Raw genomic sequence first — 16,531 nt, forward strand, 5'->3', positions numbered from 1 at the left:
GTCTATTCCGACAACAGGGCTTCGAACGCATCGGCCGCCTTGGAGCGATACCGCTCCTTATGCCGGAGCAGGAAGAATGGCCGCGGAAGCGGAGAAGCATTGGCCTCGACCAGCAGGCCGCTGTTGAGTTCGGTCTGGGCAGCACTTCGCGATGTCAGTGTTGCCCCCATGCCGGCCTCGACTGCGCCGAGCACGGCCTCGTTTCCGGGCAGGACAATTGCAACGTTCAACGCCTGCAGCTTCAATTTCTCTTTCGTCATCATCGTCTCGAAGGCGAGCCGTGTTCCCGATCCGGGTTCGCGAAGAACCCATGTCGCGTCTTCAAAATCGGCTTTTCCGAGCTTTTTGCCTTTGGTCCATGGATGAGTTGGCGACACGACGAGGATCATCTCATCCGTGGCGATCATGCGCGACGACAAGGCCGGTCTGTCGACCGCGCCCTCTACAACGCCGAGCTCAACCCGCCCTGCCTCAACCGCGTCGCCTACCGCCTCGGTATTGCCGATCCTGACGTCGAGACCGAGACCAGGATAGCGTGTGTGAAACTTCGCTAGCCTGGAGGGCAGCCAATAGGCACCAACAGTCTGGCTCGCCATAATCGACAATTCCCCGCGCAAAAGTCCGGCAAGGTCGCTTAGCGCAGACTCGGCGGCTTTCGCTTCAGCCAAGACCTGAAGTGCATGCTCGAGAAAGATCGTTCCGGTTTGGTTTAGGACGATAGAACGACCGATCCGGTCGAACAAAGCCACGCCGTGCCGTTCCTCAAGCGCGATGACCGCAGCACTGACGGCCGACTGCGTCATATTCATCGCTTTGGCAGCCTTGGTGATGTGCTGTTGGCGGGCGACTTCGGCGAAGATGCGCAATTGGTCGAGGGTCATGAGGATAGCAACCTTGAATCTGCTCCGAGTTATAATCGATTTATCCGAATGTTCGTAGCAAAATTATGCGATGGAACTGATGCAGAATGGCGCTAGTTTTCTCTTACCAGATACGGAGGAAATACCATGCTGAAATCCATCATCACCGGCGCGGTGATGCTTGTCGCCACGACAGCACCAACGCTTGCCGCCGATATCCACGTCTATGGTCCCGGTGGACCACTCCCTGCCATGAAGGAGGCGGCAGCCGCCTTCGAGAAAAGCTCCGGCAACACGGTGATCGTTACCGCCGGCCCAACGCCGCAATGGATCGGCAAGGCTAAAGACAATGCCGACCTGATCTTCAGCGGCTCAGAGACGATGATGTCGGATTTCGTGAAGGCGATGGACGGCCAGATCAAGGACGCCGATGTCGTACCGCTCTACGTGCGTCCTTCCGCTATCCTGGTGCGTCCGGGGAACCCGGAGAAGATCACCGGCCTCGCTGATCTGTTCAAGCCCGGCCACAAAGTGCTTGTCGTCAATGGTGCCGGGCAGAACGGTCTTTGGGAAGACATGGCCGGACGAACCGGCGACATTGAAAAGGTGAAAGCTCTTCGCGCCAATATCAAGACCTTTGCCGCCAACAGTGCCGAAGCCAAAAAAGCCTGGACCGAGGACAAGTCCTTCGATGCCTGGATCATCTGGAATATCTGGCAGGTCGCCAATCCAAAACTCGCAGATGTCGTCGAGGTCGAACCGGACTATCGCATCTACCGAGACACCGGGATCGTGCTGACCGAGCGCGGAGGCAAGAATGCCGACGCCAAAGCGTTTTCGCAATTCCTTCAGGGCCCTGAGGCCAAGGCGATTTTTGCCAAGGCCGGCTGGACCACGCCCTCGAAATAACCCTATACCGTCTCAGGAAAGATAACGACCATGCAATCCACTCCCAAAAAGATCGCTGTGACCGGTGCTGCCGGCCAGATCTGCTATTCCCTGCTGTTTCGGCTGGCGAATGGTGACCTTTATGGCAAGTCGCAGCCGATCGAACTTCGACTTCTCGATCTGCCTCAAGCCCAGGACGCCGTACGCGGCGTCGTCATGGAACTGGAAGACTGCGCCTTTCCGCTGCTGCACAACATCGTCATGACGGATGATCCCCGCCAGGCGTTCGAAGGTGTCGATGCGGCGTTCCTCGTCGGCTCCAGACCGCGATCAAAGGGTATGGAACGGCGGGACCTGCTTGCTGCGAATGCAGAGATCTTCAAGGTGCAGGGCAGGGCGATCAACGAAGTCGCCGGACGCCGGGCCAAAATTTTGGTGGTTGGCAACCCTGCCAACACCAACGCTTCCATCCTGATCGCCAATGCTCCGGACTTTAACCCAAGGCAGGTCAGCTCGATGATCCGGCTTGATCACAACAGGGCGTTGACCCAACTGGCGCGCAAGGCCGCCTGTGGCGTCGGCGACATCGACAAGCTCGTTGTGTGGGGCAATCACTCGCCGACCATGTTTGCCGACTGGACCTATGCAACGGCTGCCGGAAGGCCCTTATCCGAGACCATCGCCGACGACCATTGGTACAAGGAGGTGCTGATCCCTGAGATCGCAAGGCGTGGCACCGCCATCATAGAGGCGCGCGGCGCGTCGTCCGCGGCATCCGCCGCCAATGCAGCGATCGATCAGATGCGTGATTGGATGCATGGCACGGATGGGCGCTGGACATCGATGGCTGTTATATCGCAGGGGCAGTATGGCATACCGGAGGGTCTGGTGTGTGGCGTACCTGTGATGTGCGAGGACGGTGATTATAGCGTCGTTGAAGGTCTCGATCTGGACGGGTTTCAGAAGAGTAAGCTGGACAAAACGATAGAAGAGCTTGTCGGAGAGCGCGACGCCTTATCCTGATATGGTGGGATGGGGAGGCTGGCACAGAACCTGTGCGGAGATTGCACGCCTGTTCTCCGCAAAATTTCTGAGAATAGGCGCCAGCCTCCGAAGAGGCGAATGCCGCCACGACGATCAGCGAGCTGCAGCTTGACGGGCTGGTTCAATTTTATCTTTCATAATCCGCTTCGACCGCCGAATGGGAAGGACGAAGCCCTCATCCAGATAGGCGTCGTCGGGGATGAAGCGCTCGAACAAGCGTATCCGGCTGGAAACCGACATAGTCGGTAGAACTGCGATCAAATCTTGTCGCCAAGGCCATTTCGGCGGATTGTTCGTCGCCAGGATGTTCGCCACTGTACCGATAGAACGATTGATTATCTGTTCAAAGTATTGCGCTTCAATGGTCACCGGCACCTTGGATGCCCGCCGCAGGTCATAAGCGCAAGAGGTGCAGACATGCTGGCCGACAAGCCGTGGCTGAGCGAAGGCAGTAATTCCGCGGTGGCACGATGGGCAACGGTCGCGTAATCCGCACCTGTGGATAAAGCAGGAGATTCTAGTCGAGTGTCGCCATCCCCTCCGAAAATATGGGGGCTGATCAGAATCGAGGCACGCAGGACAGAATTGCAGCCACGTCGAAGCAGCACGACGGGCTTTGATGACCAGTGGTAGCGGCATGTGTCTGTAATCACATGGCTGCAAGGCCATTGACGACAATCGGTCTCTCGGAATTCCAGATCCCTCCGAGAGCTGGTCCAAGACATCGTCCTGAAGTTTTAAATCGAACCTGGCAGACCACATTCTGTGGCGCAGTCCAAGAACGCGCGCAAAATCTCGCGGTGCTACGCCATTGGCAGAAGCGATCCGATGTAACCAGCTCGACAGGAGTTCGTCGGCGTGTGGTTCTACTTTAACCGGCCACCGTTCATACACAACGTCCCGGTAGCGCTCCTGCGGAATGACCACCATCAGTGACGGCCCAAGCAGGCTCAAAGAAGCGCCTCACGAATGGGCCCATGCCGTCTTTTGGACAGCGGAATGTACCGCAGGTTATCGATGGAGGATCTGGTGATACGTTCGTCTCCCTCCTGGATTGCTGCAATCGCGGCCTTGGTCAGGATCGCGACGATCTCTCCGATCAGCCCCTCGGAAAGACCAAGAATGTGTCGGGCCTTTCGCTCCGCCGACAGATCCGAGCTGCGTGCGAGGGGCAAGGCGGCCTCGAGACTGTCCAACAATGACAGGTAGGCCTCATCGTACGACCAGCGCGGAATCGGAAAGAGTTCGAACCGACTCGCCATCTCGCTGGTTGCACATATGTAGTCGTAAACCGTGACCTCTCCGACCAGAACCGGCGAGATATCGTATTGCCGACCAATGCGACGCAGAAATGCGAAGACTGCTTCAACGTCACGCGGCCGGCCCCTAAGCGCGTTGTGGAATTCGTCAAAGATTAGGACCTTCGGCCTGAGCGCCGCAAGGAGATGGTCGAGCTGCTCCGCTTTGCGTCCGACAGTCCACACATCGCCGCCCGGCGCGTTGAGCGCGTGGAGAATGCTGGCGTAAAAATGGCCAAGTCCTGCACCTTCCCGGGTCTGGACGATCCAGACCTTCTGGTCTGCGGAGGCCTTCAGGCAATCCACGGCAAATCGTTCGACGATCATCGTCTTGCCATTGGCGTAAGGCCCGACAATCATCAGCCCTTGCGTGCGCAGTGAAGGAGGGCGTGACAACAAATCCGATAGCCGCTGATGGCTTTCGATCGCAGCTTGATGCCCGATCCACCTCGGAGCTCGGATATACGCGATCCGCTCCTCAATGGTGCGGTCGAGATAGGGGCGAACATGTTCGAAGAGGTGATCTTCCATAGCCGACTACCAGTCTTCGACCTGTAGTCGGGCCTTTGGCCGCTCTTGCTGGATCGTTTGTATCGGAACTGATTCCGATGTTTCAGCCATTCGTTTTTCCGCGGGCGCGGCATAAATGCCCCGCGCCGCATTGCGCAGCCGGCGCTTTGAAAGCCCGGCGGTGTTTGCAATCGTGGTCATTTCCCGGCGCAGCGAGACGATCTCGACGCTGGATCGGCCGCTCAAGTCGCGCCTCCGTGCCCTTTCGGCCCGATGCTCCCACAGTGTGATACTGGCGACCACGCCATCTCGCCGCTCCACTGCCCGAAACACTTGTGTTTCGGGGTCGCGAACAAAGATCTGGCTTATATTGCGGGGATCGTATCGCACTTCGAGCTTACTGAGCCGATCTCGTTCCGGCACCAGCCTGCCAATCCAACTCGAATAGTAGTGCAGCGCGAACAGACTGATCCCTTGAGGCGACAATTGCCTCTGACCGGCCGGCAAGAAGGAGAGCAGCACATGGTGCTGGTCGTCGATGATATGAGGGTGGCCTGACGCACGCTGCTCCCACTCCTTGACGGGAATGTTCAGCGTTTTCGGATTTTGATGGCGATTATGATCCAGGATCGCCAAGACCACGCACCGCTCCAATTCGGAAAATGAGAGGCGGGCACGGTGTTCGGCAGGATATTCGTCACGAGCTGCCACGGAACGTTTCGTGGTGCCCGGTAATGTTGCCAACACACCGTTCAGCTTTCCTAGAAGCCGTTCCACGACGCCGCCGTGGTGAACCCGAGCGCGATCCCGATATCGAATGCGGATCCCGTATTCGTCGCAGCCTCGCTGAAAAGCATGCCCCTTGAACTCCATCGCCGAGTCGGCCACAAGCAGCCGGGGCCTTCCATACATTGGCCAGTCATGGCGAATATCGCGCGATGCGAGCCAGCCATCCTTGGGGCAAATCGCCTGCGCAAGGCAAAGCGCCACCGACAGCACCGAGGGTTTTTCCAGCGATAGGCAAAAGCCCAGGATGGCACGGGTGGCAACGTCGGTCACCAGTGTCAGATACGCCCGCCCGACGAAAACCCCGGCCCCATCGATGACCTCGACGAAATTTACATCCGTCGGCGTGTGGTCGATCTGGCAGACATCTAATGGGTTTGTTGCATGGATGTATCCAGGCCGTGGCTTCAGCCGCAACAAATGTTTCGGATTGGCCGAGCGCTTCCTCGCGATCGTTTCGGCTGAAAACAATTCAGGGATCCTGCGCGCGACAGTGACATACGATGGCTGGGACAGGCCTGCCTCCTCGCAGCGCGCGCGGATTTCGGCGACGACCGGAGCCAATGGCGGCGCTTCGAGGGTGAGCCACTGCTCCTGCAAAGTTCTCGCAACGATAGCTTCGACGTCCGCCGAGATCCGCTTTCGCCGGGGGCCGGATGTGCGCGGCAGGAGCGCGGTCACCGTTCTGTCGGTTCGATATCGGGCCAAGAGATTGTATATTTGTCGGGACGACAGCCTCAATTCCGCAGCAGCGCGGTCAATGGCCGATTTGCGCGAACCGTATCCTTCCAGGATGCGATCCAGTTGGTCCGCGAGCCTGCGCGCAGCCGCCCAATCGGCTTCAGTAGATTCACGGGCAGGTGTCGATCGGCAATATTGAAATGGATTTGGCACATCTGGCCTCATCGAAATCGTTAGCGATAATCGTTCCTACCAATAACGCCTAACTCTAACAGCCTAATGACGATTTCCAGTTTGAAACCTCAAAGTAAAAGCCACAGCGGGCATCGCTCTCACCCGCCTCGACGAGCGCATATCTCGCTCGCCGGTCGGCGCCGGTTTTCTCGAGCGGCAAAATTTCGCCGACGCCTGCGCCTCTCTCTGGATCGACGGCGAACTCGTCCACCTTGAGGACCTCGTCCTCCACGACGCCTTTCGCGATACCCGCACCCCAACCCACGAACTCACCATCGCCCGCGACGTTTTGAAGACCCGCCGGCGCATCGCCGCCCAGCTCCCAGCTTGGGCGCTGTCCGCAGACGGTATCCGAACGTTGCGACAGACCCAGGCGTGGCCTGGACCATCAGACGGTTCTGATCGTGCCGTGGAAGACAGGAGCGGCGATCGCGCGGAAATGGTCGAGCCGGAAGGGGAGGGGGACGAGGGTGACGACGCGAAAGATCTGCCCGGTGTCGACTATGCCGCCATCGATGCGCTGCTTGCGCGCTCTGACGCCGCGATCGAGAATGCCACACGGCCAGGCCGGGCCGCGGGCAGCCGTGCTTCCGAAAAGGATCCGCTCGTCTATGATCTCGACTGGGACGAGGATGCCCGGCTCGACGAATGGCGTGCCGTGCTGCGGCAAGCCGAAGATCTGCCGGCGGTGCTGCAGGCGATCGTCGCCCTCGACGCGTGGAATGAACTGTCGGTGCTTCAGCACGCGCCGTGGCTCGGCCGACTGTTTTGCGCCTCGATCCTGCGGCAGGCTGGCATCACTACTGGCGCTCATCTCGCTGCCATTAACCTCGGCCTCAAAACCATTCCCGTCGATCGCCGCCGGCATCGCGATCGGGAGACCCGGCTGCTCGCCATCGCCCGCGGCCTGATTGTGGCCGCGGAGATCGGGCTGAAGGAGCACGATCGGCTGGCGCTGGCTCGCACGATGTTCGAGCGCAAGCTGGACGGACGCCGGATGTCTTCAAAGCTGCCGGAACTCGTCGAGCTGGTGATGACCAAGCCGTTGGTGTCGGCGGGGATGGTGGCCAAGACGCTGGACGTAACGCCGCAGGCGGCGCGGCGGATCGTGTCGGAGCTCGGTTTGCGCGAGATGACGGGGAGGGGAAGGTTTCGGGCATGGGGTGTCATGTAGGTTAAACGACGATGAGTTTGCTTCGTTTCTTTGGTACGACAAGGCACTCTGTAGACCAGAGACGTCCTATGGAGCCGGAGCTAAATGTACTATCTTTCCGCGTATCAAACTGGCCAATTCGGCTACGTTCATACCCTCGCTACTGCGACTGAATGGGATGCATGGCTTGTAACGGTCATACCGAACGTTCTCGATGCTAACGTCCGCAGCCGGCTTCGTTCCAACCTAAAGCACATTTTGGTTGGTATGGAGATGAAGGCTGGATTGATTACGCCCCATGCGACGCGAGGAGCAGGCAACGCATCGGTGCTATTTGAGCCCTACTATACCGTGATGATCTTCGAGTTCTGCGTTGGCGCATTTTCCGTCTGCGAAGGGTTGGGAACGGCCTTCCGCCTGAGGGATGTCGGCGATAACGGAGCCAACGCCCCGCGTATCGCTCCGAACCACTGGATTGCTTCTCTTGTCGCGGTTGCCGACCCGAACGGAAACCTTGATCTCGAAGCCAAGGTTCGGGGAATTAAATCCGTCCGTGACAAGATGCATCAGGATCGGTTAGGTGCGCGGCAGGAGATCGACTGGCACGCTTTCAGCTATGATGACGCTTTTCTACCAGCGAAATCGGCCATTCTGGCGTTATTGCAAATTGACCCCCATCACGTTCCAGCCGCCACAAATCTCACTGCTTAGTTTCGAGGGACTTGCCGACCGTAGCCGGAAGCATACTACACCTCACCGGCAGCGCCAGCCGACGATTCAGCCGGTGGCCGTGATCTTATGGACGTATCTAAGCTCACCGGTTGTCTTGTCCAGTTCCACCAAGCGACTGACGTTACAGGTTGCACACTTCACATCGGCGACCCCATCAAGAATCAGGGAAGCCATCGTAGCGGCCAAATCAGAACCGCAGGTTTCGCAACAAATCGGAAGTCCGCCGGCAAATTGGATACCGTAGACTTCAGATCCCAGAACCTCCTTGAGCCGGATGTGAATGCGGTTCGCCTCAGTCCTCAGTTTAGTTTCGTCTATCGACTTCCCTTTTTTGAGCTGGGAAACGGTTCGCTGATGAAGGAAACTTCCGAGAGATCGATGGGCCTTTTCCACCCAGTTGACGGTTAAGCGTCGATCAATTCCATCGAAGAGTGGGGGGCCACCGACGGGGGCGCCATTCTCGCCACCTTCGCGGAACTGAACCCGAAGCGACGTATCGACGAGTCGGTCGTGTGCGGAAAGGAGTTCCAGGACTTTGTTGGGTTGCCAATGTTGATGTGCCTCCGCAACGTCGGGGCTCAGATTTTTCTCGTAGGCTTGGAGCGTTTCATACACGATTGCCTCGATTGCTAGACGAAGCTCGAGGCAGGCGTAAACGAGTTGCTGCCCTTCACCGCAGAGCAGCTCCTCAGCTGATTTAAGGTGCTTCCGCGCCTGTTCGCGAAAAGGAAAACGCGCAACTTGGGGTACTTGCTCATCCATTTGAAACGCTCTTCTCTATGCGGTGGGCCGCCCGCCGGGGCACCATTCGATCTTGCCCTTTGTGATCCAGAAGTGGCAGCCACATTCATTTAACTGGTGAACCGATGGTTTGAACGTCGGACGGTTCCAGAAATCCAATGTTACTTGCCATTTCGGCCGTCGAGTGGGGTTAAGCGAAAGTGCAATCATCTTACCGCAACCGCCGGGGCACGTCAGGCACGCCCATTTTGCGACGTCGCCATCGCGAACTACGACGACATCCATTTCTGGCAACTCGCCGGTCGACGGATATTTGGACGAGAGCCTCGCAAGCCGGTCAAACTTGAGCAACCCGAAGAAGCGGAGGGTGAGTGCTATCGTTCTTCGCATGATCTCACCCTGCCATATCGAGGAAGGGCGATACATCGCCGGCACCACGCGAGTCATCTGATTGGCAAACCGGGCAACCTTCTCGGGCCTTGATATCCAGAAACCGATCATCGCGAATATGCCAGCGTCTGACACGGGTTGGGATCATTCCATCAGCGCCGTGAAATCCAGTAAGCGCGGCAATCATTTCATCGACGGCAACAGATGCCATCTCGGTCGTAAACGTCACGACCGCGGGGGCGGGATCACCGGCGCCAACGACGTAGGCCTCGACCTTACGGCGTTGGAATTCATCCGGCTGATTGCGTTCGAGCTCTTCTTCCTGCGCGCGAATGGCGTTCACAACACCACCGCAAATCAAACAGGGGCGGCCCGGAACTACCGTCGTGACCCGTCCATTGAGATCATGTCCGTGCCCTTGAGCCGCTGCGACCATGCGCAAGCCGACGTCGATGACGGGGATACCGTAAAAATGGGCAAGGCGATTGATCAAAATTCGTCCTGAGTTGTCGTCGGTGCATCCGAAGACAAAGTCGGATGCCTTGAGCGCATCTCGGACCCGCGCAACGTTGACCCAGTCCTGCGCGATTTCAACATGGCATCCGATGCCCATCAATTCGATCTCTCGCTTAAGGACCTCGACTTTCGGACGTCCGATATCGTCGCGGCGTGCTCCATGGACCCGGTTTAGGTTTGTCTCGTCAATCACGTCCTTATCGACGAGGAATATGTGCCCAACCCCAAGCCGAGCCAACAGAAGCGAGACCGGGCTACCGGTACCGCCGCACCCGACGACGCATACGCGTAACGATGAGAGATTGTCGTTGAAGCTCTGCCCAAACAGCCGGCGCTGACGGTCCAGGTGGTGATGGACTCTGCTCTTAGCGAGATAACGTTGATCTCGCCGATATCGTCCACCGACGACCTGAACAGCGTCAGCCATGGTGTAAGCATCGGCGCTATGCCAGATTCGCCCGCAGACTGAGCCGTCTCCGCCAAGAACGATACTAACAAGGCCTCTCGCGCCCTTCTGGTGAGCCGTCCGCGCAAGCTCTCGCTCGTTGGCGTCGTCCTGATCGGAGAAAAATGCATGACTGCCCGGATGGGTGTGAAAGATTGCGGGAATCTTGCCCGCGATCGCAGCGTCGCCGAGCATCCGCATGAAGCTGCGGGTGCTCCATGTCACATGCACACCGGACGAGCTGAGCATGTCTGTTGCGGGAATCTCAATGACCCGATGTGAAACGAGACGGTGACGCGGATCGCCCGACCAAGGATCCTCAGCGATATCCGACGATCCAAACAGGATGTAGGCAGCTGCTTCCGGAGACGTAGCGTCCGGAAGCAGGCCCGTGAGGATCTGCATATGTTGCTCGAGAAGAGTAATGTCCAGTATCGTCATTTCACTTTGCCTTCTCGAAAGCCATCTGGGCTCGGGTCACCATGGTGCGGATGCCATCGATGCCTGCGCGCCATTCCGCATGTCGGGACCAGCGCTGCCAGCTGTCGCCGGCGAAAAGCTGCGGAACATCCGCGCACGCCGCGTACGTGTTTGTCGCATTCAGCTTGATCCAGGGCAGCGTGTAGAACATATCGACGCTGGCATCGGGATAACCCGCCGGAAGCTGGATCATCAGGTCGACCTTGTCGTGATCGAACTTGCCCGGAGGAAGGGCAAAATCCTTGATCACGACCGCTCCGATACCGCCATCGTTGATGATCTCATAAGCCAGTCCATGCGCTTCCAGAAAGCGACGGTCAGCGGAGGGGAGGGCCTCCAGGCCCTCCGTGGTTTCACTGATCACGGTGATGAAGCGCTCGATGCCCTTGCCCGCCAGATCGACCAGATCGTGATCCTCGATCAGGCGATCATGACCGCCGCGCACTTCGAGATAGATGCTGTAGCGAGCGTCGACACCGGCCAGGTTGCGAAGTGCCTTGCCGCTGATCAGATTCTTGCCCCAGGACATCTGGCGGCTTTCAATCGTGAAATTGAAGGAACGGTCGCTCTCAAAGTAGGCGAACGTTTCAACGCCCTTTGCGCGAAGATCGAAGGTTTCGTCGAGGCGGATATCCTCGAACTCACCGTTGGGGAGGATGGCGAAGAGGCTGTAGTTCTCCACGTCACGGACGCCGGCTGCCGAAAGGAGCTGGCTCCCCACAGGGACCGGATCACCAATCGAGCCATCGCGATACGAAATACCGTCAGTGGTGAAGCGAATATGGAAGGGCTTGTTGCCAGAGCCCACGGAGTTGTTAATTTCAGACATTTTTTTTCTCCAGGAGCGCTTCGCTTGATTGCGATGCGTCTCTGGAGTGTTAATCGGAGCGGAAATGGCAGACCGGTAATTTTAGTCAGATTTTTTTTGAAAGCGGGCCGGGAGGTACGGGGCCGCAGATGAAAAAGGCAGGGCATCGATGGCATGTCCGATTACTTGGCTTCGCAGGGAAGCGGCCGCTCGCAACCCCGCCGACAACTTCGCCTATCTTCTGACGACGGCTGGCAAGTTTGTCGAATTCGAGCCTGATCGGTACGGCGTCAGCGAGATTCATCAATTCGACCGTGGCATTCGGAAATGCGTCTCGGACCGCCATAAAAAAGGAGCTGGCCGCCAAATCTGACTGTGAAGCCTTTGTTCCATGCCCCGTGCGTATTCTTCGAGCGACGATCCTGCCATCGCCCGTCTGAAGCAGCTCATCCACGCGGACGGCGACCTTGATCGTGCCAGCAGAAATTGAAAGCCCATCGTTGTCCTTGAGTGAATGACCTTGCCTGCTGTCGAGCAGGTTGGAGATCAACCCTTGGGCGATCGCTAGATAATCATCGACATAACCGCTTTCGTCGAGACCGTGAGCCGTCATCGCGGCTTGCAACCGACCGGAGGCTTCGGAAATAACAACAGCTGCGGGGTCAGAGGTTGTGATCCAATCAACCACGTCTTGGACCGCGTCGTGCATTTTCATAAAGGTGGACTCAACTCGCCGGCCGCCCGTCTGAAGCACATAGGTGTAAAGGAACCGACGAGGACACTTCTCATAGATGGCCAGCTGAGTATCTTTGAACGTCGGCGTACCGTCGAAATGCAGATCGATAACTTCCTCGCTCTTCGTCGGAAGTCGCACTGTTGGGTTCTTTGGTAGCTGAACCATTGGAGGTATCAGTCGCGCTACAAACGGTGAAACTGACCAGCTGTGGCCATTTGCCTTCTTTGTGGGCGAATAGAGAAAGAGCCGGTCTCTTGCCCGAGACAAGGCGACATAGAATAGACATTCCTGCTCATCGAGATGCGCAGCGGATCTAACCGCCGCCGCCTTGCCCGGCACCTCCTTAACGAGACCGTCGGGCGATTCTATGCCCTGAAAATGGTTTGGTGATCGGGGAATACTATCAGTGCTAATTCCGGGAAAATGAACCGCTCGAAACTCAAGGCCCTTGGATCCATGTACGGTCATTAGCCGCACGGCGTCGAGTCCCTGCGCAGCATTTGGCAACTGACGTAGATCTCGGTCATCGGCAAGACGAACAAGGCGCCTCACTCGATCGAGGAGCCGTCTGATAGGCAAGCCTTTGCCACTAGGCTGTGTGCGGCAAAAGTTGAGAAGTTGCCAGATCGCTATTCCGCGTGCTCGGGACGAGATTGTCGCTGTCTCAGCAATTGCGGCCGCTATTCGAGTGCGATCAAGCAAAAGCGAGACGAGCACTTCCCATGGCTGCGAGGCCTCGTGCAGGCCAGAAAGAGCACGCGCCGCTTTCGCCAGCGCATTCCTCCCATCAAAGGAAAGGTCCGGCAGATCTTGTTCCCCAAAAGTCCAGATAGGACTCGGTCCCTTCCCTTTGCTAACGGCGTCCAAGATAACACCAACGTCCTCAAGCGACATCGCGAAGTCGTCCATGGTCGCAAGGCGCACGAGACCCATCGGTTTGCGATCTACCAGAAGTGATAGGAATGATAGGAGGTCCTTGACTTCCTCCCGCTCGAAGATACTGCCGAGATAAAGCACTGGGATATTCAACGTTTCCAATGCAGAACCGATCTTTGCGAGGCGATCGTTACCGGTGCAAAGAACCGCTTGATCTCGGTAAGGGATCCCGAGGTTTTGCATTTCGGAGATGGCATCAGCTACAGCTTCTGTTTCATTTTCAGCTGAAACGGTCAGCCTGTGCTCCGGGGGACAACCCGAGGAGCCTCGATGTGCTTCGAGTGAACTATCGCGGCCTTGCGCAACGTTCATATTGACCGCAAAATTTGAAAAGGCACTCACGATCTCCTCTGTCGAGCGATAGTTGACCTCAAGCCGGCCGATACTCGCACCAGGGAAATCTCCCGTTGCGAATTTCGCCATGTTGATGGAGGACGCCCCACGGAAGCGGTAAATCGATTGCTTTATGTCGCCGACCACCCAAAGATTGGTTCCACCCGGCTTGAGCTTCTTCAAAAGGGCGACACTGCTTCGGTTCACGTCCTGATATTCATCGACCAAGACGTGCTCGTAAGTTGAGGCAATCGCGGCTCGAACGTCCTCATTTTCGTTAAAAAGCTGAATTGGAAGGGTTACAAGGTCACCAAAGTCTAGCCGTTTCAATCCGGCCTTAAGCTCCTCATATCGCCGGTAAACGCTCGCGACTTCAATCTGCCGCTCCGCTTCCTTTTCCTCGTCAGGCGTTGACGCAGCCAACTTCATCGCCTGTGCAAGCCCGTCGAAGTCGGCAGGACTCGCCAATTCGTCCTTCGCCCGAGAGATGGCGGCCAATATTTTATCCAGATTCTCTGTCGGATCACTAATATTGCGGAATTGGACCAGATTTAACCGAGGTGCCTCGTCCTCAAGCAATTCAATGGCGTCGGCCTTGTCGATCATCTTAGGATCGTCAGGCAGGCCGAGGCGGTCATGATGGCGCCTAATAATATCTAGCCCGAATGCGTGGAACGTGCCGATCCAGATGGCGGCTGCGGCGGTAGGGTTCACTTGTGCTACGCGATCGAACAGTTCGCCAGCAGCCTTATTGGAGAAGGTCAAGACCAGGATTCCACGAGGATCGATCCCTTTATCCAAGAGCCAAAGAATTCGACCGACCAGCGTCTGCGTTTTACCTGTTCCTGGGCCTGCCTCGAGAAGATACGCTGGCCCCCAGTGTTCCGCTGCTTCCTTCTGCCGCTTGTTGAGCGGGCGCGAGACTCTCAGCTCTTCCGCTTCGATCACCGGCTCGGGGAGCAACAAAGCATCTAGCATCTGTTGCGCCACGACTGCTTTGGAGGCGCCTAGCCGTTCCGCAATCTCATCGGCAGTTGCCTTTTCATAAATATGGGCTTCGCGAGCCAGTGTCCTGGGAAAGAGAAATTCTCGGGCGAAAAGATCCATTTGGACCTCGCGACGCTGGCGCCTGCTGTAGTCTTCAACGCGCTCGGCGCCGATTGGTGGCATCTCAGCAGCACGTGCCGGATCTATCGAAATTACTTCGTCGCGAAGTGTGGCGTCGCCAAGTTCCACATGACCAAGTTCATGGGCCACAAGAAACGCGTCCTCAAAGACGCTCCCGGTCTCCTCATGAATAATCAGCGGAAGGCTTGGATCATAGAGGGCGCGCGCTCCGTTAAGAACGCTACTTCCTTTTGCGACGCGATCAATCTCAATTCCCCTCCGCGCCGCTTCGTGCTGGATCAATGCGTAGGGGCTCCAAGCATCAACTCCTGCCTGAACCGCCGCTCTATTGAGTTCTTGGGCTCGTTGTCGCGCCAGCTCGACGGCATCCATGCTCAATCCTCCCGCAGGATCTTGGCAATCTGCTCAGGAGTATGGCCACATTCAGCGAGCAACTGTTCTATTGAAATCTTCGATTTCTGCTCTGGCTTCGCGTCAGATTTGAAGCTAGCGCCAACCGGCATAGCTTGCGGGCCTGCGAGGTAATCCACCAATCGCTCGACAGACGTGGCAAGCGCTCTGGATAGGCGTGTGGAAAAGGCGATTGGCAGCGACTGGATTTCAACTTTCTTGTCGCGGAGACCCATCAGCGCAGACGATTTTATGCCCAAACTGTGGGCAACTTCACGAGTAAACGACGCAGCTGTGATCGGCGCGTCGGTAGCGCCACCGGCAATAAACGCTGCCCACGCGGTATTGACGATCGCACTGTCGGTGTCGAAAACGTCTTCTTCCGTTGGATCAGCCATTTCCAACTCGAGCGATAAATCGATCAGTTCATTCGCCAGCTCTGGGTGCTGCTTCAGATAGAGATCAAGCGTGGCTTTGTCGTGAGATGGTTCTACAGCAAACGCGGCAAGTGTTTCCTCGGCGTTGTCTTTGCGTTGGTCAGGCATCTATCTCTTCCTCTGATAGAGCTGTCTTAAGTTTTTCAAAGGCGCGGTCACGTCGATTCCTTACCGTTTTCTCAACGCACCCCAGAATTTTGCAAATTGAGGGCTTGCTAGGGTCGTTTGACTCGATTGGATATTCTTTAAAAAGCAACGCAACGACATGGCGCTCTTTCTCAGGTAACTTCTTGATCGCTGCAAAAAGCCGGAACCGGTAATTTCCATCGTCGATTTTTGATACTTCAAAAGGATCAAACGCTCCTGCAGCCTTTTCAACCGCTGCGGATACCTCTTCATCATCGTTTGTTGAGAGACGCTGTGAGCGATTTTCTTCGTCTGCAGCTCTTTTTTTTGCTGTTGCTCGCAAGCTGGCGATCGCGTGGGAGAAATTGACCTCGAAGTAGTCGAGTCGCTCATCGTAGCCATCGCGATCGGCAATAAGGCGAGCCAGGAAACGATCGACAACATAATCTCGGACCTTTGTTCCGAAGGCTGTGATTGCAATCTTTCCGTTCGGAAGACGATAGATTTCGCTGCGCAGCGTCGCCGCGCTCTCCACTCTCGCCATAAGAATGCGGAAGAGAGACTCGAAGAGGCGATCGGAGTTGTGCTGTTTACATTTCCGAATACGGTGGAGGAGGCATTCCGAGGAGAGATACAGGGGATCGGTCTTTGCGCGAACTTTAGCGCGCTGAACCAGCTGTTCTAACGACAAGCTTTCAAGCAGGGAAAGGGCGGCGGTCGTTTCCGCTCGCCGTTCGTAGAGACGACCGTCTTTGCGATATTTTCGTAATGGCTCAATCAAAAACGAATCCTTGGCTCGCTTAGGTTGAACGTATCATTTTTCCGAGTGATAACAAAAGCAAGTGGTAATCGTAGAGAGACCAATTCGAAGGCGCGTTT

The 16,531-nt window shown here is 56.8% G+C and carries 15 protein-coding genes and 1 pseudogene; 4 read left to right on the plus strand and 12 right to left on the minus strand.

The genetic code is table 11. The features are described 5' to 3' along the window. Positions 1 to 2: 2 nt before the first annotated feature. On the minus strand, positions 3 to 881 hold the full coding sequence (locus tag ACTJK5_RS18815; protein ID WP_075627921.1) for a LysR family transcriptional regulator: 879 nt from the start codon (positions 879 to 881) through the stop codon (positions 3 to 5). 126 nt (positions 882 to 1,007) lie between these two features. Here ACTJK5_RS18815 and ACTJK5_RS18820 point away from each other — a divergent pair, with 126 nt between their 5' ends. Further along, the gene (locus tag ACTJK5_RS18820) at positions 1,008 to 1,769 is read left to right on the plus strand and encodes a substrate-binding domain-containing protein (RefSeq protein ID WP_075627922.1); all 762 of its coding nucleotides are present in this window, start codon (positions 1,008 to 1,010) and stop codon (positions 1,767 to 1,769) included. A gap of 30 nt (positions 1,770 to 1,799) precedes the next feature. Then, on the plus strand, positions 1,800 to 2,771 hold the full coding sequence (locus tag ACTJK5_RS18825) for a malate dehydrogenase (RefSeq protein WP_075627923.1): 972 nt from the start codon (positions 1,800 to 1,802) through the stop codon (positions 2,769 to 2,771). Between the two features lie 114 nt (positions 2,772 to 2,885). Here the strand turns inward: ACTJK5_RS18825 and ACTJK5_RS18830 are convergent, their stop codons facing one another. The 4 genes and pseudogenes from ACTJK5_RS18830 to ACTJK5_RS18845 all read right to left on the minus strand — a co-directional run bounded on the left by ACTJK5_RS18830 (position 2,886) and on the right by ACTJK5_RS18845 (position 6,280). Continuing rightward, positions 2,886 to 3,167, minus strand: coding sequence for a hypothetical protein (locus ACTJK5_RS18830; RefSeq protein ID WP_236769788.1), 282 nt, complete (start codon positions 3,165 to 3,167; stop codon positions 2,886 to 2,888). Positions 3,168 to 3,338: 171 nt separating this feature from the next. Beyond that, positions 3,339 to 3,722: pseudogene (locus tag ACTJK5_RS18835) on the minus strand (TniQ family protein); the annotation flags it as partial. Between the two features lie 20 nt (positions 3,723 to 3,742). Then, positions 3,743 to 4,621: a TniB family NTP-binding protein gene (locus tag ACTJK5_RS18840; protein WP_075627925.1), complete on the minus strand. Its 879-nt coding sequence runs from the start codon at positions 4,619 to 4,621 to the stop codon at positions 3,743 to 3,745. Positions 4,622 to 4,627: 6 nt separating this feature from the next. Further along, positions 4,628 to 6,280 carry a Mu transposase C-terminal domain-containing protein gene (locus ACTJK5_RS18845; protein WP_075627974.1) on the minus strand — a complete coding sequence of 551 codons (1,653 nt, stop codon included), beginning with the start codon at positions 6,278 to 6,280 and terminating at the stop codon, positions 4,628 to 4,630. Between the two features lie 112 nt (positions 6,281 to 6,392). Between ACTJK5_RS18845 and ACTJK5_RS18850 the strand changes: the two genes are divergently transcribed. Both ACTJK5_RS18850 and ACTJK5_RS18855 read left to right on the plus strand, forming a co-directional pair. Next, positions 6,393 to 7,475, plus strand: a complete 1,083-nt coding sequence (locus ACTJK5_RS18850) for an RHE_PE00001 family protein (RefSeq protein WP_440612997.1) — start codon at positions 6,393 to 6,395, stop codon at positions 7,473 to 7,475. Positions 7,476 to 7,559: 84 nt separating this feature from the next. Further along, positions 7,560 to 8,165, plus strand: coding sequence for a hypothetical protein (locus ACTJK5_RS18855; RefSeq protein WP_440612981.1), 606 nt, complete (start codon positions 7,560 to 7,562; stop codon positions 8,163 to 8,165). A 66-nt stretch (positions 8,166 to 8,231) separates the two neighbouring features. On the opposite strand, the gene ACTJK5_RS18860 is transcribed toward ACTJK5_RS18855, so the two are convergent. The 7 genes from ACTJK5_RS18860 to ACTJK5_RS18890 all read right to left on the minus strand — a co-directional run bounded on the left by ACTJK5_RS18860 (position 8,232) and on the right by ACTJK5_RS18890 (position 16,433). Further along, positions 8,232 to 8,948, minus strand: a complete 717-nt coding sequence (locus tag ACTJK5_RS18860; protein ID WP_112520269.1) for a hypothetical protein — start codon at positions 8,946 to 8,948, stop codon at positions 8,232 to 8,234. Positions 8,949 to 8,963: 15 nt separating this feature from the next. Continuing rightward, complete coding sequence (locus ACTJK5_RS18865; RefSeq protein WP_440612982.1) at positions 8,964 to 9,428, minus strand: DUF6527 family protein; 465 nt, start codon at positions 9,426 to 9,428, stop codon at positions 8,964 to 8,966. Next, on the minus strand, positions 9,322 to 10,719 hold the full coding sequence (locus tag ACTJK5_RS18870) for a ThiF family adenylyltransferase (protein WP_440612983.1): 1,398 nt from the start codon (positions 10,717 to 10,719) through the stop codon (positions 9,322 to 9,324). The genes ACTJK5_RS18865 and ACTJK5_RS18870 overlap by 107 nt, the downstream gene beginning before the upstream one ends. A gap of 1 nt (position 10,720) precedes the next feature. Then, positions 10,721 to 11,587, minus strand: coding sequence for a multiubiquitin domain-containing protein (locus ACTJK5_RS18875; protein WP_077224607.1), 867 nt, complete (start codon positions 11,585 to 11,587; stop codon positions 10,721 to 10,723). A gap of 85 nt (positions 11,588 to 11,672) precedes the next feature. Next, a complete protein-coding gene (locus tag ACTJK5_RS18880; protein WP_112520267.1) occupies positions 11,673 to 15,071 on the minus strand; it encodes a UvrD-helicase domain-containing protein in 3,399 nt (1,132 codons plus the stop codon). Positions 15,072 to 15,073: 2 nt separating this feature from the next. Then, the gene (locus ACTJK5_RS18885) at positions 15,074 to 15,634 is read right to left on the minus strand and encodes a hypothetical protein (RefSeq protein WP_063947582.1); all 561 of its coding nucleotides are present in this window, start codon (positions 15,632 to 15,634) and stop codon (positions 15,074 to 15,076) included. Continuing rightward, the gene (locus ACTJK5_RS18890) at positions 15,627 to 16,433 is read right to left on the minus strand and encodes a hypothetical protein (RefSeq protein ID WP_162693006.1); all 807 of its coding nucleotides are present in this window, start codon (positions 16,431 to 16,433) and stop codon (positions 15,627 to 15,629) included. The genes ACTJK5_RS18885 and ACTJK5_RS18890 overlap by 8 nt, the downstream gene beginning before the upstream one ends. Positions 16,434 to 16,531: the final 98 nt, after the last annotated feature.

Source organism: Agrobacterium sp. 22094 (assembly GCF_052046015.1).
In the GTDB taxonomy this organism is placed as follows: domain Bacteria; phylum Pseudomonadota; class Alphaproteobacteria; order Rhizobiales; family Rhizobiaceae; genus Agrobacterium; species Agrobacterium cavarae.

Bases quoted from the DNA above. Each gene is read 5' to 3' on its own strand.
- ACTJK5_RS18855 (WP_440612981.1), top strand. From the start codon at position 7,560: ATGTACTATCTTTCCGCGTATCAAACTGGCCAATTCGGCTACGTTCAT.
- ACTJK5_RS18870 (WP_440612983.1), bottom strand. From the start codon at position 10,719: ATGACGATACTGGACATTACTCTTCTCGAGCAACATATGCAGATCCTC.
- ACTJK5_RS18825 (WP_075627923.1), top strand. From the start codon at position 1,800: ATGCAATCCACTCCCAAAAAGATCGCTGTGACCGGTGCTGCCGGCCAG.
- ACTJK5_RS18820 (WP_075627922.1), top strand. From the start codon at position 1,008: ATGCTGAAATCCATCATCACCGGCGCGGTGATGCTTGTCGCCACGACA.
- ACTJK5_RS18875 (WP_077224607.1), bottom strand. From the start codon at position 11,587: ATGTCTGAAATTAACAACTCCGTGGGCTCTGGCAACAAGCCCTTCCAT.
- ACTJK5_RS18840 (WP_075627925.1), bottom strand. From the start codon at position 4,621: ATGGAAGATCACCTCTTCGAACATGTTCGCCCCTATCTCGACCGCACC.
- ACTJK5_RS18865 (WP_440612982.1), bottom strand. From the start codon at position 9,428: ATGATCGGTTTCTGGATATCAAGGCCCGAGAAGGTTGCCCGGTTTGCC.
- ACTJK5_RS18815 (WP_075627921.1), bottom strand. From the start codon at position 881: ATGACCCTCGACCAATTGCGCATCTTCGCCGAAGTCGCCCGCCAACAG.
- ACTJK5_RS18860 (WP_112520269.1), bottom strand. From the start codon at position 8,948: ATGGATGAGCAAGTACCCCAAGTTGCGCGTTTTCCTTTTCGCGAACAG.
- ACTJK5_RS18880 (WP_112520267.1), bottom strand. From the start codon at position 15,071: ATGGATGCCGTCGAGCTGGCGCGACAACGAGCCCAAGAACTCAATAGA.
- ACTJK5_RS18885 (WP_063947582.1), bottom strand. From the start codon at position 15,634: ATGCCTGACCAACGCAAAGACAACGCCGAGGAAACACTTGCCGCGTTT.